This is a genomic window from Streptomyces sirii (assembly GCF_045690365.1).
GTDB classification, from domain to species: domain Bacteria; phylum Actinomycetota; class Actinomycetes; order Streptomycetales; family Streptomycetaceae; genus Streptomyces; species Streptomyces sirii.
This window is the reverse complement of record NZ_CP147982.1, coordinates 959,886-976,025: the sequence shown is the minus strand read 5'-3', so window position 1 is coordinate 976,025 and position 16,140 is coordinate 959,886. Positions and strand designations below refer to the sequence as shown.

Below are 16,140 nucleotides of genomic sequence, written 5' to 3'. Positions count from 1 at the left end.
CCTAGGCACGTCATGACCAGGCACACCTAAAACCAGAAAATAATGGAACATATGATCTTCGACCGACGCGCCGAGCTGGGTGAATTCCTCCGATCGCGCCGCGCCCGGCTTCGCCCCGAGGAGTTCGGCCTGACCTCCTACGGACGGCAGCGCCGGGTCCCCGGGTTGCGCCGCGAGGAGCTGGCGCAGCTGGCCGGGGTCAGCGTCGACCACTACGTACGCCTGGAGCAGGGCCGGAACCTGCGGTTCTCGGGGGAGGTCCTGGACGCGGTGGCCAAGGCCCTGCGCCTGAACCCGGCCGAACGGGAGCATCTGCACCTGCTGGCGCGCCCCGTCCCGGCTGCCGCCGAGGAACCCACCGGCAGCCCGCCGCTGCGCCCGGGCATACACAGCCTGCTCTCCGCGATCAGCGACGCCCCTGCCTACGTGGTCGACCACAGGACCGACGTGCGGGCCTGGAACCGGCCGGCCGCTGCGCTCATCACCGACTTCGGCGAACTTCCCGCCGCAGAGCGCAACATGGCCAGGCTGGTTTTCCTCGACGACGGCGTGCGCGACCTGTATGTCGACTGGTGGGCGCGGGCTCGCGACGTGGTGGCCTTCCTCCGGCTGGACATTGCGCGCCCGCCCGGCCCTCCTGCCGCCCAGGCCCTGATCGAGGAACTGTCGGCCGTAAGCCCCGAGTTCGGCCAGATCTGGGCGGAGCACGACATCAAGGCCCGGGAGCACGGTAGTTACCGGTACCGGCATCCCCTGGTGGGCGAGCTCGAATTGACCTACGAGACCCTCCGGCTGCCCGGCCACCCCGACCTCGCCCTGATCGTCCACACGGCCGAGAAGGGATCGCCCTCCCAGGAAGCACTCCGCATCCTGACCCGCTAATCCCCGTATTTCGGTACTCATGCCGAGGGCGATACGGATGTCTTAGCAAGGGGTAAAGCTTAGGGCTCGCAGAGAATCAACATGCTGATTTGATCTCCGTGGGGCTGTTGTCCGCGAGGAGCGCTGTGACGTCAGCGGGCGTCCGGAATCTGGCTGTCGAGGTGGGATGGTGTAGCCGTGCTCGGCCAAGAGGGGCTGGACTTGGCGAACGGCCCTGGTGAGGGTGCTGCCGTTGACTCCGAAGAGCTGGGCGAGCAGGTCTCGGGTGCCGAGTTTGCGCAGGTAGAGCACGGTGGCCAGGACTCTGTCGGCGGTGGTCAGCTTGTCCTTGGCCCCTGCGCCGCGAGCGCGGATGCGCTCGCCTCCTCGCTGCTGGAGCCGTCCTTGCTCACGTAACTCGGCCAGTCTCTGGTCCAGTTGGTCGACGAGTTCGTTCAGTGCCGGTTCGGGCATGCCGGTCAGCTCCGGGTTGCGCAGACACCTGGTGCAGGGCTGCAGGGACCGGCAGCTGGCCGGCCGCGGGTTCTCGGCTGCGCTGGCGGTGTCCCGAGCTTGAGGGCGGAGGGTGTAGTTCCAGTCGCCGTGGAAGCGGTGCCGGTGCATGGGCAGAGCGTCGACGTCGCTGTCGGTGACCTTGATGCCGGTGTCGTAGGTGCCCAGGTCGAGTTCGGCCTGGACTTTCAGCCCTGCGCGGGTCGTGGTTGCCGCGATGCTCTTCACGATCACGTCGTGGCTGGTCAGCGGGCGACCGCGCCAGTTCATGGAGATGTGGGAGAACAGCCGGTGCTCGATCTTGTTCCATTTCGAGGTGCCCGGCGGCATGTGGCAGACCGTGATGTCCAGGCCCGTCTCGGAGGCCAGGGCAGCGAGTTCAGTCTTCCAGGCGCGGGTGCGGTAGCCGTTGGAGCCGCCTGCGTCCGCAGTGACCCACCGGGCTTCCGTACCCGGCCCAACGGTTCTTCGCCGGCCTCCAACTCGTCCACGCCCTTGCGGCCGTCGTCTCGCTGACCTGGGCCGCCTGCGCGACCGCCCGGATACCGCCGTGCCCCGGGATCCGAGCTTCGGCCCCCATCAGCAGCCGCCGCTGCCGCTCGTCCAGATGCGGGAACAACACCGCGAACTTCACAGCGAGTTGACCACGAACCTCATCGGAGACGCCCATACCAGACCAACGAGCCGAATCACGTGAAGCAACACGTTGATTCTCTGCGAGCCCTTAGCAGGCCGAATTGGCAACCGGATGCCGCTCCTGATCTGGCTTACGCCGTGATTCAAGGGGGCTGCCGGCGGAGTGGCCCGTCGCCCGCCTCCCACTTGTGGGGATGGCCACTCGTTCGAGTGGTTGGCGGCTTTGGGGATGTCGCCGGGATCAACCCCGGATGGATCACCGCTTGTCAGTGAAGTCAGTCCGACACTCGGGGCTTGCGGTTACCGCGCTCTGTGGGGAGCTTTTGCCTGGGCTGTGAGAGTGCTCAGGCTTGTCGGAAGCCATGAGCAATTGTCAAAATCTGTGGACCGGTTGAGGTTGCTCATGCCGCGAAGGTCTCGGGGCGTTCGACGAGACAGCCACGTTCGAAGCGGGCTCCGGCGCGGACGAGTGCAACGAGATGGGGTGCGGCGAACGGCGGCTGGCGCGGTGAGAGCTGTGCCGACCGCCATCGGCATGCGGTCTGCAGTGGTCGGCGCTCGGGCCGGTCCCCGTTCGATTCTCCCCAGATTCTGTTGTTGGAGGACCTGTGCAGCTCCGGCATACGGTCGAAGTTCGTGCCGTGGATCGTGCCACGAGGGTAGGCGCCAACGAGTTCGCCGCCCTCGACGAGATCGTGATGGGCGCCCTGCGAGGGGCGGGGCTGAGTGTGGTGTGTCCTGGGTCTTACCTGCCCCAGATCTTCCGGTACACCGCGCGGTAGCCGGGCGGGTCCCAGGTCGTCGCCCCGCGGCTGTTGGCGGCGGTGGCGATGTGGACGGGGGCGACGTAGCCGCTGGCGGGTGCGCCGGAGAAGGCGCGGTTGAACTCGTCGAGGATCTGCCAGCCCTGCTGGCCGAACGGCTCGGGAACGGTGGCCGCCTGGAACTGCCGGCTGTTGATGCGCTGGAAGGCGGAGGGATCGCCGTCGCCCGCGCCGATGTTGAACGGGGCGCCTCCGCCCTTCTTGCGGGCCGCGCGCAGGGCCGGGGCGGCGTCGGCGAAGTAGACGTCGTTGATGGCTACGGAGTGTGTCCAGGCGGCCGGGAAGCGGGAGAGGAGGGAGGACACTTCCTGGGGGGTTCGGCTGCTGGTGTCCGAGATCGGGATGTTCTCCTCGGCCAGGATCCGCACGCCGGGGCAGGTGGCGAGTTCCTTCTTGATCAGCTCGGACTTGTTCCTGGCGAACGGGATCGAGGCGTCGGTGAACACGACGACTCCGGCGTTGCCGTGGGAGTGCGCGATGATCCAGTCGGCGCTGATGCTCGCGACATCGCCGACCCTGGTGGTGACGTTGCTGAAGAGTTCGGGGTCCTTGCTCGGGCCGGGGGAGTCGACCGCGTGCCAGCCGACGAGCGGGATGTGTTCCGCGTTGGCCCTCGCGACCTGCTGCGACGTCAGATGGGGGTCGAAGCCGCCGATGACGATGCCCGACGGCTTCAGCGCGATGGCCTGGCTGAACGCCGCCTGGATCCCGGCGGGCGTGCCCTGGCCGTCGATCACCCGGACGTCCCAGCCGATGGCCTTCGCGGCCTCCTCCACGCCCTCGGCGGCGCCCGCGACGCCCGGGTTGTTCATGGTCTGCGCGACGTAGATGATCTTCTTGCCGGATACGGCCTCGGGGCCGCCGGTGGGGCCGTTCCCCGTGCGGCCGGTCTTCTCGGCCTGCGCAACGGCTGCCTTGGCCCTGGCCAGGGTGGTGGGGCAGCCCGATGTGGTCGGGCGCGGCGAGACGGGGCTGCCGCCGCTCGACGCGCCGCGTTCGCAGCCGACGAGGACGGTGGCCGCCACTGCCACGGCGACGGCGCCGCGCACGGAGTTCACGAGGTGGCCTCGGGTACGTCGTGGCGCGTGCGAGGCGGTTCGGTCCGTCGCTGCCGCAGCTGCCGCCGGGCGGCGTAGCCGGCCATGCCGACGGCCAGGAGCAGGGTGGCGCCGTTGAACAGCGGGGTGACCCAGAACTGGGCGCCGAGCTGGCCGATGCCGGCGAGGCCGATGGCGAGGATCGTGACGGCGACCAGGGTGCCCAGGGCGTTCGGGCGGCCGGGTGTGATCGCGGTGGAGCCGAGCAGCGCACCGACGAAGGCGGGCAGCAGATAGTCCAGGCCGACGCTGGGGTTGCCGATGCGCTGCTGCGCGGCGAGCAGGATGCCGGCGACGCCGACGATCAGACCGGATCCGGCGAAGGCGTAGACGACATAGCGGCGGGAGGGGATGCCCAGCAGATCGGCGGCGCGCGGGTTGGAGCCGATGACGTACAGATACCGGCCGAGCGGCAGGCGTTCCAGCAGCACCCACAGCACGGCGGTCAGGGCCAGGACGTAGAAGGCGGGCACCGGCAGGCCCAGGAACCTGGAGTCGTACAGGTCGGTGAAGGCGGCCGGGAGGCCGTGCGGGCCGGGGACGATCCGAGCCCCGTTGGTGATCCAGCCGGTGAAGGCGTACAGGATGCTGCCGGTGCCCAGGGTGGCGATAAAGGAGTTGATCTTCGCGAATTCGACGACGACCCCGTTGAAGACGCCGACCACCGCCCCGCCGAGGAGCACCACGAGGCAGGCGGCCGGCCAGGACCACGCTTCGTTGACGATCAGCTGCATCGTCATGACGTGGGTGAGGCCCAGGCCGTAGCCGATGGACAGGTCGAACTTGGCGGTGACGATGGGGACCATCGCGCCGAGCGCCAGCATGGCGGGGATCGACTGGTTGGACAGCACCGCGGAGATGTTGTCCAGGGTGGGGAAGGTCTCCGGAAGGGCGAGGGAGAAGGCCAGGAACAGCAGGGCGGTGAGGGCCAAGAGGCCGTAGGCGCCGAGGAGGTGCCCGAACCGGCGGCCCAGCGGGAGGCGGGGGGAGGCGGCCATCGTCACGTCGTCCCGGTCAGCGGGGGCATGGCCGAGGAGGCGCGGGCGAGTCCGGTGACCGTGAGGGCGGTGCCGCTCAGCTCCGCCGTCACCGCTCCGCGGACGAATACCAGGGCCCGGTGGCACACGTGGGCGACCTCCTCGAAATCGGTGGAGATGAGCAGGACGGCGAGGCCCTCGGCCAGCGCGTCCTGGAGCAGGCGGTAGATCTCCGCCTTGGCACCGATGTCCACCCCGGAGGTCGGCTCCTCCAGGATCAGCAGCCTTCGGCTCAGCCTCAGCCACCGGCCGACCATGACCTTCTGCTGATTGCCCCCGGACAGCGTGGAGATCGGCGACTCGGTGTCCCGGGGACGCACCGAGAACCGGTCGACCAGGGCGGTGGCCTTGGCCCGCTCGCGCCGGGGGCTGATCCAGCGCAGCGCCGGCAGGCCGTCGGCCCGAGGGTTCGCCAGGAAGTTCTCCCGTACCGTCAGTTCGGCGGCGCAGCCCTCCTCCTGACGGTTGCTGGTGACCAGGCCCACGCCGGAGCCGACCGCGGCCGCCACCGAACGCGGTGCGTACGGCCGCCCGTCGAGCACGGCCCGTCCGTCGAGGATCCGCCGGGCCCCGGCGAGGGCGCGGCCCAGTTCCATGTGCCCGGCACCGGTGAGGCCGACCATGCCGAGGATCTCGCCGGCGCGCAGTTCCAGGCTGACCGGTGCGGTGTGCGCGGTCCGTACCCGGTCGAGGCTCAGTACGGCCGGGCCGGTGACCGGGGCGATGCGGTAGCCGTCCGGCTCGCGGCCCACGATGTCGCGCACCAGCCGGGCGGGTTGGTGACCGGCGAGCGGGCCGTGGCTGATGAGGCGGCCGTCGCGGAGCACGGCGAAGGCGTCGGCGACCTTGTAGACCTCGTCCAGCCGGTGGGTGACGTAGACGAGGGCGTGGCCCTGGTCGCGCAGGGTGTGCAGTACGTCGAAGAGCCGGGCACAGTCCGCGGCCGGGAGGCTGGCGGTCGGCTCGTCGAGGACGATGAGTTCGGCCTGTGTGGCCAGTGCGCGGGCGATGGCCACCAGGGAGCGTTCGGCCCTGGGGAGGCCGGCGACGGGCGCGCGGGGGTCGAGGTGCGCGGCGACGATGCCCAGGGCCTCGGTGCACCGTCTGCGGGTCAGCCGCCACGACAGCAGCCCGGCACGGCGTGCGTAGCCGGTGCCCAGGGCGATGTTCTCGGCGACCGTCATCCACTCGACCAGCCCCAGGTCCTGGTGGATGAACGACATGGTGCGGGCGGCCGCTTCGCTGCCCAGTGGGTGCCCGGCGACCGTCACCTCCCCCTCGTCCGCGTGGTGGACGCCCGCGAGCACCTTGATGAGGGTGGACTTTCCCGCGCCGTTGGGACCGAGCAGGGCCAGAACGCTGCCGGAGTGCACGTCGAGGTCGACCGCGTCCAGTGCGAGTGTGCCGCCGAACCGCTTGCTCAGACCGCGTACGCGGACCACGGGTGTGGCGCCGCGACGCGGGGGAGGGTCACTGTCGAAGGCGGCGGGCGGGTGCATTTCCGCATGCTAAGGCCCCTTTCGGGTTCTTTGCCGGACGGGCCGTCAGATAGCGGGAATGTCGTCGAGGAAGCTCTCGACGATGCCGTGCACCCCGCCGGGCACCTCCAGCGCGAACTCGGCCCAGATGACCTTGCCGTCGGCGGTGTAGCGGGTGCCCCAGGCCTGGGCGAGCTGGGCGACGAGGAACAGTCCGCGGCCGCCCTCGTCGGTGGTGGCCGCGTGGCGCAGATGCGGGGCGGTGCTGCTGGTGTCGGAGACCTCGCAGATCAGCGTGCGGTCGTAGAGCAGACGCACCTGGATGGGGTCGGTCCCGTAGCGGATGGCGTTGGTGACCAGCTCGCTGAGCAGGAGTTCGGTGGGGAAGGCGATTTCCTCCAGCCCCCATTCGGTCAGTTGCCGGGCGACCGCGGCGCGGATGCCGGAGACCAGCGCCGGATCGGAGGTCAGCCCCCAGGTGGCGATCCGGTGGGGGTCCAGAGCGTGGGTGCGGGCGACGAGCAGTGCCACGTCGTCGGCGGGGTGGTCGGGCATCACGGCCCGCAGCACCGCCTCACAGGTCTCCTCGGGCGGGCGGTTGGGGTGCGCCAGGGCACCGCACAGCTGGTCGAGGACGGTGTCCACATCGCGCCGGCGGCCCCCGACCAGCCCGTCCGTGTAGAGGACGAGCTGGCTGCCTTCGGGGAGGTGGAATTCGGCGGTTTCGAAGGGCAGGCCGCCCAGGCCCAGAGGGGGGCCGGCGGGGAGGTCGGCGAGGGTGACGGTGCCGTCGGGTGCGACCACTCCGGGTGGCGGGTGGCCGGCCCGGGCCATCACGCACTGCTGCGAGGTGGGGTCGTAGATGGCGTACAGGCAGGTCGCGCCGATCATGCCGCTGCTGTCGGAGGACGGCTCCTCGCTGCTCTCGTCCCGGTCGAGGCGCCCCACGAGATTGTCGAGGTGGGTGAGGACTTCGTCGGGGGCGAGGTCCAGTTCGGCGAAGTTGCGCGCGGCGGTGCGCAGCCGGCCCATCGTCGCGGCGGCGTGCATCCCGTGGCCGACGACGTCCCCGACGACCAGAGCCACCCGGGTGCTGGAGAGCGGTATGACGTCGAACCAGTCGCCGCCGACGCCCGACTCGGCGGGCAGATAGCGGTGGGCGACCTCCACGGCGCTCTGCTCGGGGAAGCTGCGCGGCAGCAGACTGCGCTGCAGAGCCAGGACCATGGTGTGCTCGCGGGTGTACCGGCGGGCGTTGTCGATGCAGATGGCCGCCCGGGTGGCGAGTTCCTGGGCCAGCGAACGGTCGTCGTCCCCGAAGGGGGCGGGGTCCCGTGAGCGGTAGAAGCTCGCCACGCCCAGCGCGATACCGCGGGCGACGAGGGGGACCGCGATGAGCGAGTGGACGTTGTGGTCGAGGAGCCGCTGGGCGTGCCAGGGATCCTGGGCGATCCAGCCCGCGGCGGTCCTCAGGTCGGGTTCGAGCAGGGGCTGCCCGCCGGCCATACAGCGCAGCTGGGGCGTGGTCGGGCGAAGGCGGACCCGCCGCCCGGCGGGGTAGAAGGGGCAGTCCTCACGGTAGCCGTGGACCACTGCGCGGAAGAGCTCGCTGTGCGGTTCGGTGGGCTCCTCGCCGCGCAGCACCGCCTCGGGAACGTCGATGGTGACGAAGTCGGCCAGGCGCGGGACGGCCATCTCGGCGAGCTCCCGGGCGGTGTGGCCCACGTCCAGGGTGGTGCCGATCCGGGCGCTGGCCTCGGACAGCAGCTCCAGGCGGCGCCTGGCGGCCACGGCGTACTTCCCCACCCCCGGCTCGCCGACCAGCACCAGCCCGCTGGTGGCCCGGCCGACCATAGCCCTGGAGGTGCCGGGCACGGAGGGTGCGGCGGGATTGCGGACCGTCTCCGCCGCGCTCTCGCCCACGGCCGCGGGCGCGCGCCCGGCCGCCCGGCCGGAGGCGGCGAGGACCGGCTGCGCCATCGGGGTGGCGGCGGCCTGCGCCATCGGGGAGGGGGCGACGGCTGCCTCCGCGGGGACGGCGAGGTGCTGCTGGGAGGGGAGGATCGCCTCGATGACGACGCCCTCCACCCCGGAGGGGCTCGTCATCGGGCGGCTCAGCAAGGTGACCCGCCGACCGCCGGGCAGCGCCACCTCCACGGCGGCGCGCTGGGCCGAGGCCACCAGATCGGCGGCCTTCTCCTTGAGGATCATCTGATCCCGCCAGTCCAGGCCGCTCGCGGCCAACTCACCCAGCTCGGGCAGTTCCCCGTCGTCCGTCGTCTCAAGGGCCGGCGAGCGGCGTCTGGCGTTGAGGTATGCCTGCAGCAGAGCGCGCTCCCGTGTCGAACTCTGCTCCAGCAGCTGCCGTTCGATCGCGCCGGCGGCGCTGCGGATCACCGTGTTCAGCGCCACGTCGGCATCGGCTAGCGGAAAGCCGAAGCAGAGGATGCCCTCGATGCGCCCACTGAGCAGATCGCGGACCGGAATCGCCGTACACGCACTGGACTGGGAGCGTTCGGCGAAGTGCTCGGCACCGTAGACGTTGATCAGCTGACGCTCCGCGAGCGCCAGACCGATTCCGTTGGTCCCGCCGAACTGCTCGGCGAAGACGAAGCCCGGGACGCTCTGGATCGCGGCCAGCCGCCTGACCAGAGAGGCCTGGCCGAAACGGCGTTGCAGCACCGCCCCGCGCGCATCGGCCAGCGACACGTTCATGTTCCGGCCCGCGAACCTGGCCTCCAGCCGGTCGAGTACCGGCTCCGCGGCGCGGACCAGCCGGTTGTTCAGGTCGAGATCCTGGAGGTAGGGGAGCTCACATCCTTCCGGTGAGAGCCCGAGCGACACGGAACGCTGCCACGAACTGAGGATCGCGGCGCGCACGCTCCCCTCGGGCGATCCGCCGCGAAGAAACTGCTCACGTGCGTGGGCGGGGCCGATGCCGTCTCCCATGAGCCCCATCCGGATCACTTCCCACATCCGTACGTGCCTTACGACCACCCGTATGCCGGAGTAACTGTACCGTTTGATCCAATTGTAGAACTTTGCACATATATCGGCACTGATCATCGGCGGTGATGCGAAGCACCGGACGCGCGGACGGGAAGCCTCGGCCACCCCGTACAGCGCAAGGGACGGCGCCTCCGCAGCGGTGATCACGCCGGTGGCCTGGCCTTCTCCCCGAAGTCGGCGCGGCCGTCACAGCACCGCGACCGGCGTGACGGGCGAGCCCGTGCCCCCGGGGATGTTCAGGGGCGCCACCAGAAGTAGGAACGCGTAACGGCCCGTCCCGGCGCTCGCCGCGGAGAGCGCTTCGAGGTCGAGGTTGTCCAGGAGCGGCACCCCCATCGCGGCGATGGCGAGCGCATGGACCGGGGAGTGCACGCCGTCGACCGGCGAAGGCCGTACGTCGCCGTCGCCGTCGCCGCCGAGCAGGGCGATACCGCGCTCGGCCAGCAGGGGCATGGCGTCCACATGGAGGCCGGCGCTCGCCGCGGAGGGGTCCCAGGCACCCAGCTCCCGGCGCCGGCGCGGGCTGCCGGACCGGAGCAGCACCGCGTCGCCCTCGCCGATCGTGACGTCGAGTGACTGCTCCGCGGCGACGATGTCCGCGGCGTGCACCGCCCGCCCGGGTTCCAGCCATGGGCCGCCCAGGACGGCGGGCAGATCGAGGAGCACGCCTCTGGTCACGAGGGGGCCCAGCGTCGACACGGCACCGAATCTGGCACCCCCGGCGTCTACGGCCTCGCGCGCCGCCCGGCCGTCGTAGAGGTGCCCGCGGTAGGCGATGTGCGACAGCGCGTCCAGATGACTGACGGCCTTGCCGTGGTAGTCGACGCCGATGAAGTCCTTGTGGGCGGAGGGCTCGGGGGTCTCCACGTCGCCGAGGTCGGACATGTAGTGCAGGGCGGGGAAGGGGTTGTCCGGGCCGGGCGCGGTGTCCCACGGGCGCGCCAGGGGAACGACCGTCCCGGACCGGACCAGCGCGGTGGCCCGCCGTACGTGCTCCGCGGTCACCCGGTTCCAGGCGCCGCGGTCGGCGGGGGTCCAACGGCCCCATGTGCGGACCGAATCGAACAGTGCGTCGAACTCCGCGCGGGAGACGGCGGGCCCGTTGCCGGTGCGGTCCGGCGGGGGTGCCGGTGCGTCACCGGGGTTGCCGGTCATCTGCTCGTCAGTGCTCCCTCGACCTCTTTCCCAGGGAATGGGTTCCTCCAGGGAAGGCCTTCCGGATACGGCCAGTATCGCCCTGCTGGGCGGCGTCCGCCGAAGCGATACGCTGGTTTTGTGGCATTACGGTGACTTTGTATGTATATGCCCTGATCTTGTGGAGGCTGCCATGGGCCAGAACTATGAGTACACGACTCCGTCGCAGGCCGAGGGCGAGCGGCTGGAAGAGGACATGGACCCGTCCGAGGAGCGGCACCCCGCGACCATGCGCACCCAGCCGTCCCAGGCCGAGGGCGAGCGCCGGGCGGAGGACGACGAGGACTGACGACGAGCGCGGCGGCCCGGGAGGCCGCCGCGCTCCCATGACCCGGTCGGACCGCTTCGCGTAGCCGACCGGGTCGCCGCACGTCGGCCCTCGGCTCCCATCGCGAAGGGAGCTGACCGGATCTCACCCCGTCCTGCCCGGCCGGACGCCCGCCCGCGGCACCGGCGTCACCCGCAACCTCAACCTCGACGATCGGCTCGCCAACCGGTGCGGCAGGATGGCTGATCGTGCCGAGGGCGTCCTACGACGTCCCGGCGCATCCACAGTCGTAGAGACGAGCAGGTACAAGGTGACGAGACATTACATCCCGTGCACAGCACAGCGGTTTCTCCGGGCAGTGGGAGCCGGCCGGTGACCCGGGCGCTCACGCTGCACGACTTGATCGTCGCCGGGGCCGCGCTGGCCGCCGGCGTCGTGGCCGGCCTGCTGCTGCGGGCGGTCCTGCGATGGCTGGGCAAGCACGCGCGCCGGACGCGGTGGAGCGGGGACGACGTCATGGTGGACGCCCTGCGGTCCGTGGTGCCTTGGGCGGCGATATGCGCCGGCCTGGCGGCGGGCACCGCGGCGCTGCCGCTGACGGCGACGGTCGGACGCAACGTCAACCGGGCCCTGACCGTGCTGTTCATCCTGGTCGTCACGCTCACCGCGGCGCGGGTGATCACCGGACTGGTGAGGTCCCTGGCCCAGTCCCGGTCCGGCGTGGCGGGATCGGCCACCATATTCGCCAACATCACCCGCATCCTGGTGCTGGCGATGGGCTTCCTCGTCGTGCTGCAGACCCTGGGCATCTCCGTGGCCCCGCTGATCACCGCGCTGGGTGTGGGCGGACTCGCGGTGGCGCTGGCGCTGCAGGACACCCTCGCCAACCTCTTCGCGGGCGTGCACGTCCTCGCCTCCAAGACGGTGCAGCCGGGTGACTACATCCGGCTCAGCAGCGGCGAGGAGGGCTATGTGGTCGACATCAACTGGCGCAACACCGTGGTGCGCCAGCTCTCCAACAACCTGGTGATCATCCCCAACGCCCAGTTGGCCGGCACCAACATGACCAACTTCACCCGCCCGGAACAGCAGTTGTCGATCCTGGTGCAGGTGGGAGTCGGCTACGACAGCGACCTCGAACACGTCGAGCGGGTCACCACCGAGGTCGTGCAGAGCGTGATGACCGACATCACCGGTGCCGTTCCCGACCATGAACCGGCCGTCCGTTTCCACACGTTCGGCGACTCCAGGATCGGCTTCACGGTCATCCTGGGAGTCGGCGAGTTCAGCGACCAGTACCGGATCAAGCACGAGTTCATCAAGCGCCTGCACCAGCGCTACCGGGCCGAGGGCATCAGGATCCCCGCCCCGACCCGGACCGTGGCACTGCAGCAGCCCGACGGCATCGCGATCCCGCACCAGCGTGAGCAGTCGGACCTGGTGCCGTAGGCGAGTGGGCGCCGGGCCCGCACGCATCGGTGCGGGCCCGGCCACAGCGCGGACGGGGGAGAAGCAGACGGCGACCCGGGGCCGCGTCTTTGTTATCTCCCGTCGCCCGGTGCCAGCAGATCGACCATTCCCGCGGCGCTCTCGGCGCCCCGCCCGTCGTCGACCAGGCGCTTCATCAGGTCGAAGTACGGGGTCAGCAGCTGGGGGCTGACCCCCTGCTCGTGCGCCGTGCCCACGAAGGTCCCGATCCCGGCGGCCTGCATGGCCATGGTGGAGACGACGCCGGAGCCGTAGTCCCCGCTCTGCAGTTGCTCGGCGGTCTGCTCGATCGACGCGGACATCGCCGTCAGCCAGCCCGAGAGCAGCGGTGCGAACTCCTTCAACGGGATCTCCCGCTCCCCGCGCACCAGCGCGAAGGCATGCGTGACACCCGCGAACATGCCGTACATCGCGCTGAGCAGCGCCACGTCCTGGAGCGCGGCGTGTCCGGCGTCGCTACCGACGAAACGCGCGGCGAACGGGACCGCCAGCGCCGCCCGATGGGTCTCGAACAGTTCGGCCGACCCGCTGTAGAGCACATAGCCGCCCGCCTCCGGAATCCCGGCCATCGGCGGTACCGCCATGATCCCGCCGCTGAGGAACCGGGCCCCGCGGCCCGCGGCCCACGCACCGCGCTGCCGGGCCTCGGCGGGCGTCCCGGTGGTGACGTCCACCAGGTCCCTGCCGGTCAGATCGACGCCCTCCAGCACCGCACCCACCGAGGCGTCGTCCAGCAGGCAGGTCACGACCAGAGAGTTCGTGGCCACCGCCGCGGCGGCGCTCTCGGCGGGCCTGGCGCCCGCGGCCACCAGAGCCCGGGCCCGGCCGGGCGTGCGGTTCCAGACGGTCACGGAGTATCCGGCGGCGAGCCAGCCACGGGCCAGGGCCGTACCCATGTCACCGAGGCCGAGAAGGGTCAGGGAAGGAGCGCGGGAGACATCGTCAGAGGTGTTGTCAGTCATGACGATTAGGCTGGTCAACAGCTCGGCGGGCAACAAGTACGCACTTTGAGGTGGGTGCTTCCCCCGAGGTATGTGACCAGGTCGAGGAGGGGTGGCTGTCAGCGATGGCGACGGTGGGCAGGCCGGGCGCGCCCGATGCGTATCACTGCGGGATCGACGCGGCCATGGACGTGATCGGCGGGAAGTGGAAGGTCCTGATCCTCTGGGCGCTGGAAGCCGGTCCCCGCCGCTTCGGTGAGCTCCGCCGGATGCTCCCCGGTGTGACGGAGAAGGTCCTCACCTCCCAGCTGCGGGAGTTGGAGGCACACGGCATCATCTCCCGCGAGGTGTACGAGGAGGTCCCCCCGCGTGTCGAGTACGCGCTGACCGGGCGCGGCGCCGCCCTCGGGACCGCATTGGAGCCCCTCGGCCGATGGGGGCGGGAGCATGTCCTGGGGCAGCAGGGCGGTGGGGAGTTCCGGTGAGCAAGATCTATGCGGGCGCGCGGCTGCGGCGGCTGCGCGAGGAGCGCGCACTCAGCCAGGCGGAGCTCGCCCGCCGGCTGGAGATCTCGCCCAGCTACCTCAATCAGATGGAGCACGACTCCCGGCCGCTGACCGTCCCGGTCCTGCTGCGGCTGACCGAGGCGTTCGGCCTCGACGCCGGCTTCTTCTCGGCGCGGGACACCAGCCGGCTCGTCGTCGACCTGCGCGAAACCCTCGCGCACGAGGTGGCCGCGGCCCGGGTTTCCGCGTCCGACCTCGCCCAACTGGCCACTCGCATGCCGTCCGTGGCGGGGGTCCTGCTGGAGCTCGGCCGGCGCAACGCGGCGCTGACCCAGCAGCTGGCCGTGGCGGCCGAGGACCGGGACGGCGCCGAACTGGCCCTGCCGCGCTCGCCGCACGAGGAGATCCGGGAGTTCTTCTACCGGCGGCAGAACTACCTGCACGACGCCGACCTGGCCGCGGAGGGCCTCGCCCGCGCCATCGGCATCCGCCCCGGCGAGGTCCTCCGCGCCCTGTCGGCACGGCTCACCGACCACCACGGGGTGCGCATCACGGCGGACTCCGACCAACTTCACCACTACGATCCCGCCGCCCGCGTGCTGCATCTGTCCAGCCGACTGCGCCCCGGCCAGCAGGCGTTCCGGATGGCCACCCAGCTCGCCCTGCTCGAATGCGGTGCCGAGCTGTCCGCCCTCGCGGCGGAGGACTTCGCGGAGGGATCCGACACCTGGTCGCTCGCCCGGATCGGCGTGGCGAACTACTTCGCCGCCGCGCTGATCCTGCCCTACCCCTCCTTCCACGCCGCCGCGGAGGAGGTCCGCTATGACATCGAGCGCCTCACGGACCTGTTCGGCCTCGGCTATGAGACCGTCTGCCACCGCCTCAGCACGCTCCAGCGCCCCCGGCTGCGCGGTGTGCCGTTCTCCTTCGTACGCGTCGACCGCGCCGGCAACATGTCCAAGCGCCAGTCCGCCACCGGCTTCCACTTCTCACGCGCCGGCGGCACCTGCCCGCTGTGGAACGTCTACGAGGCGTTCGCCGCGCCCGGCCGCATCCATGTCCAGATCGCGGCCATGCCGGACGGGCAGCGCTATCTGTGGACCGCCCGCGCCGTCACCCGCCACCGCGGCGGCTGGGGCGAGCCCGGCAAGACCTTCGCCATCGGCCTCGGCTGCGAGATCCGGCACGCCTCCCGGCTCGTCTACTCCGACGGCCTCGACCTCGACAACAGGGCCGCCGCCACCCCCATCGGCATGGGATGCCGCATCTGCGAGCGCCTCGACTGCCCCCAGCGCGCCGTACCTCCCCTGGGCCAGCCGCTCGCCATCAACGAGCACAGCAGCACGTTCGTGCCGTATCCCGTGGCCGATCCCTCGCCCTGACCCGCCCCGGTCAGATCCAGTACGGCGCGTCGAGGACCGGGCCCGGACGAGAGGTCGTCAGGCCGGTTCCGTCGGTGCGTCCGGTGAGCCAGCCGAGGAGGTCGGCCCGGGTGCCCCGGATCGTCGGTCCGCCGGTGCCCAGTTCGTGGGCCAGGTCGGTGTCCGTCGCCTCGATGCGCATCGGGGGGACATCTTCGCGCCGGCGCTGTGCCGCGATGAGGTCGTCGATGATCCATCGGGCGGCCTGCGGCGGCACCTGGGCGAAGGTGTATCCGGTCGCCAAGTCGACATGGTGCACTTCGAGTTCGCGCAGTCGGGCGAGCACCAAGGCGTCCGGCGTGCGCAGTTCGCCGGTGCGCATGCGGACCTGGTAGCTCCATGCCGCTTCGGGCAGGGTGCGTAGGGCGTCGTCGAAGCGCTCGGCGCTCGTCAGGACATCGGCCAGCAGCTCGTCGACCGGGCGCCGGGCGCCGGCCTCGATCTCGGCGGCCCGGGTGTCCATATCGGCGTACTGCGGGGTCTCCACGCCGGTACGGGCCCAGGCGAGCAGTCGGCAGAGGCTGTCGGCGGCGCGTGCCACATGGGTGATGACATGGCCGCGGGTCCACGGCGGCACCAGTGTCGGGCCGCCGACCTCCGCGTCGGTGAGTGCCTTGACGGTCCGCACGAACCGGTCCGTGGACGCGGCCATCGGGCCTGACGCCTCGGTCTGTTGCATCTCGGCCCCCAGGTGCCTGTCGGATGCGTGTCCCGCCTCGGACGGGCCCACAGCGGAATGCGAAATCCGCATGGCGGCAATGGCGGGGACTCTAGGGCGCTCTCTTCCGGGGCGTCAACCGACTTTCGGGGAGCGTCGATTCCTCAATGTGGCGCATTCGTCCGCGGGTTGGCGGGTGCAGTGATCTG

13 protein-coding genes and 1 pseudogene are annotated in these 16,140 nt (G+C 70.8%); 5 read left to right on the top strand and 9 right to left on the bottom strand.

The window, feature by feature from the left end; all coding sequences use genetic code 11:
* Window positions 1–51 precede the first annotated feature (51 nt).
* On the top strand, window positions 52–882 hold the full coding sequence (locus WAB15_RS04615) for a helix-turn-helix transcriptional regulator (RefSeq protein ID WP_407285422.1): 831 nt from the start codon (window positions 52–54) through the stop codon (window positions 880–882).
* Between the two features lie 42 nt (window positions 883–924).
* Here WAB15_RS04615 and WAB15_RS04610 read toward each other — a convergent pair whose 3' ends face one another.
* From WAB15_RS04610 to WAB15_RS04580, 7 genes and pseudogenes are all read right to left on the bottom strand, one after another.
* The gene (locus tag WAB15_RS04610) at window positions 925–1,335 is read right to left on the bottom strand and encodes a transposase family protein (protein WP_407289160.1); all 411 of its coding nucleotides are present in this window, start codon (window positions 1,333–1,335) and stop codon (window positions 925–927) included.
* 99 nt (window positions 1,336–1,434) lie between these two features.
* Window positions 1,435–1,809 (bottom strand): annotated as a pseudogene (locus WAB15_RS04605) (ISAzo13 family transposase); the annotation flags it as partial.
* Between the two features lie 946 nt (window positions 1,810–2,755).
* Window positions 2,756–3,892, bottom strand: coding sequence for a substrate-binding domain-containing protein (locus tag WAB15_RS04600; protein ID WP_407285421.1), 1,137 nt, complete (start codon window positions 3,890–3,892; stop codon window positions 2,756–2,758).
* Window positions 3,889–4,929, bottom strand: coding sequence for an ABC transporter permease (locus tag WAB15_RS04595; RefSeq protein ID WP_399144665.1), 1,041 nt, complete (start codon window positions 4,927–4,929; stop codon window positions 3,889–3,891). The genes WAB15_RS04600 and WAB15_RS04595 overlap by 4 nt, the downstream gene beginning before the upstream one ends.
* A 2-nt stretch (window positions 4,930–4,931) precedes the next feature.
* The gene (locus WAB15_RS04590) at window positions 4,932–6,467 is read right to left on the bottom strand and encodes a sugar ABC transporter ATP-binding protein (protein ID WP_407285420.1); all 1,536 of its coding nucleotides are present in this window, start codon (window positions 6,465–6,467) and stop codon (window positions 4,932–4,934) included.
* Window positions 6,468–6,512: 45 nt separating this feature from the next.
* Complete coding sequence (locus WAB15_RS04585; RefSeq protein ID WP_407285419.1) at window positions 6,513–9,404, bottom strand: SpoIIE family protein phosphatase; 2,892 nt, start codon at window positions 9,402–9,404, stop codon at window positions 6,513–6,515.
* 237 nt (window positions 9,405–9,641) lie between these two features.
* Window positions 9,642–10,610: a cyclase family protein gene (locus WAB15_RS04580; RefSeq protein ID WP_407285418.1), complete on the bottom strand. Its 969-nt coding sequence runs from the start codon at window positions 10,608–10,610 to the stop codon at window positions 9,642–9,644.
* A 172-nt stretch (window positions 10,611–10,782) separates the two neighbouring features.
* Between WAB15_RS04580 and WAB15_RS04575 the strand changes: the two genes are divergently transcribed.
* Window positions 10,783–10,938, top strand: a complete 156-nt coding sequence (locus tag WAB15_RS04575; protein ID WP_399144670.1) for a hypothetical protein — start codon at window positions 10,783–10,785, stop codon at window positions 10,936–10,938.
* Window positions 10,939–11,289: 351 nt separating this feature from the next.
* A complete protein-coding gene (locus WAB15_RS04570) occupies window positions 11,290–12,366 on the top strand; it encodes a mechanosensitive ion channel family protein (RefSeq protein WP_399144671.1) in 1,077 nt (358 codons plus the stop codon).
* A 92-nt stretch (window positions 12,367–12,458) separates the two neighbouring features.
* On the opposite strand, the gene WAB15_RS04565 is transcribed toward WAB15_RS04570, so the two are convergent.
* On the bottom strand, window positions 12,459–13,367 hold the full coding sequence (locus WAB15_RS04565; protein WP_407285417.1) for an NAD(P)-dependent oxidoreductase: 909 nt from the start codon (window positions 13,365–13,367) through the stop codon (window positions 12,459–12,461).
* 50 nt (window positions 13,368–13,417) lie between these two features.
* Here WAB15_RS04565 and WAB15_RS04560 point away from each other — a divergent pair, with 50 nt between their 5' ends.
* Entirely contained in the window at window positions 13,418–13,831 is a 414-nt protein-coding gene (locus WAB15_RS04560) for a winged helix-turn-helix transcriptional regulator (RefSeq protein WP_399144673.1), read from the top strand.
* Complete coding sequence (locus tag WAB15_RS04555; RefSeq protein WP_399144674.1) at window positions 13,828–15,234, top strand: short-chain fatty acyl-CoA regulator family protein; 1,407 nt, start codon at window positions 13,828–13,830, stop codon at window positions 15,232–15,234. The genes WAB15_RS04560 and WAB15_RS04555 overlap by 4 nt, the downstream gene beginning before the upstream one ends.
* A 10-nt stretch (window positions 15,235–15,244) precedes the next feature.
* Here the strand turns inward: WAB15_RS04555 and WAB15_RS04550 are convergent, their stop codons facing one another.
* On the bottom strand, window positions 15,245–15,925 hold the full coding sequence (locus tag WAB15_RS04550) for a maleylpyruvate isomerase family mycothiol-dependent enzyme (RefSeq protein ID WP_407285416.1): 681 nt from the start codon (window positions 15,923–15,925) through the stop codon (window positions 15,245–15,247).
* Window positions 15,926–16,140: the final 215 nt, after the last annotated feature.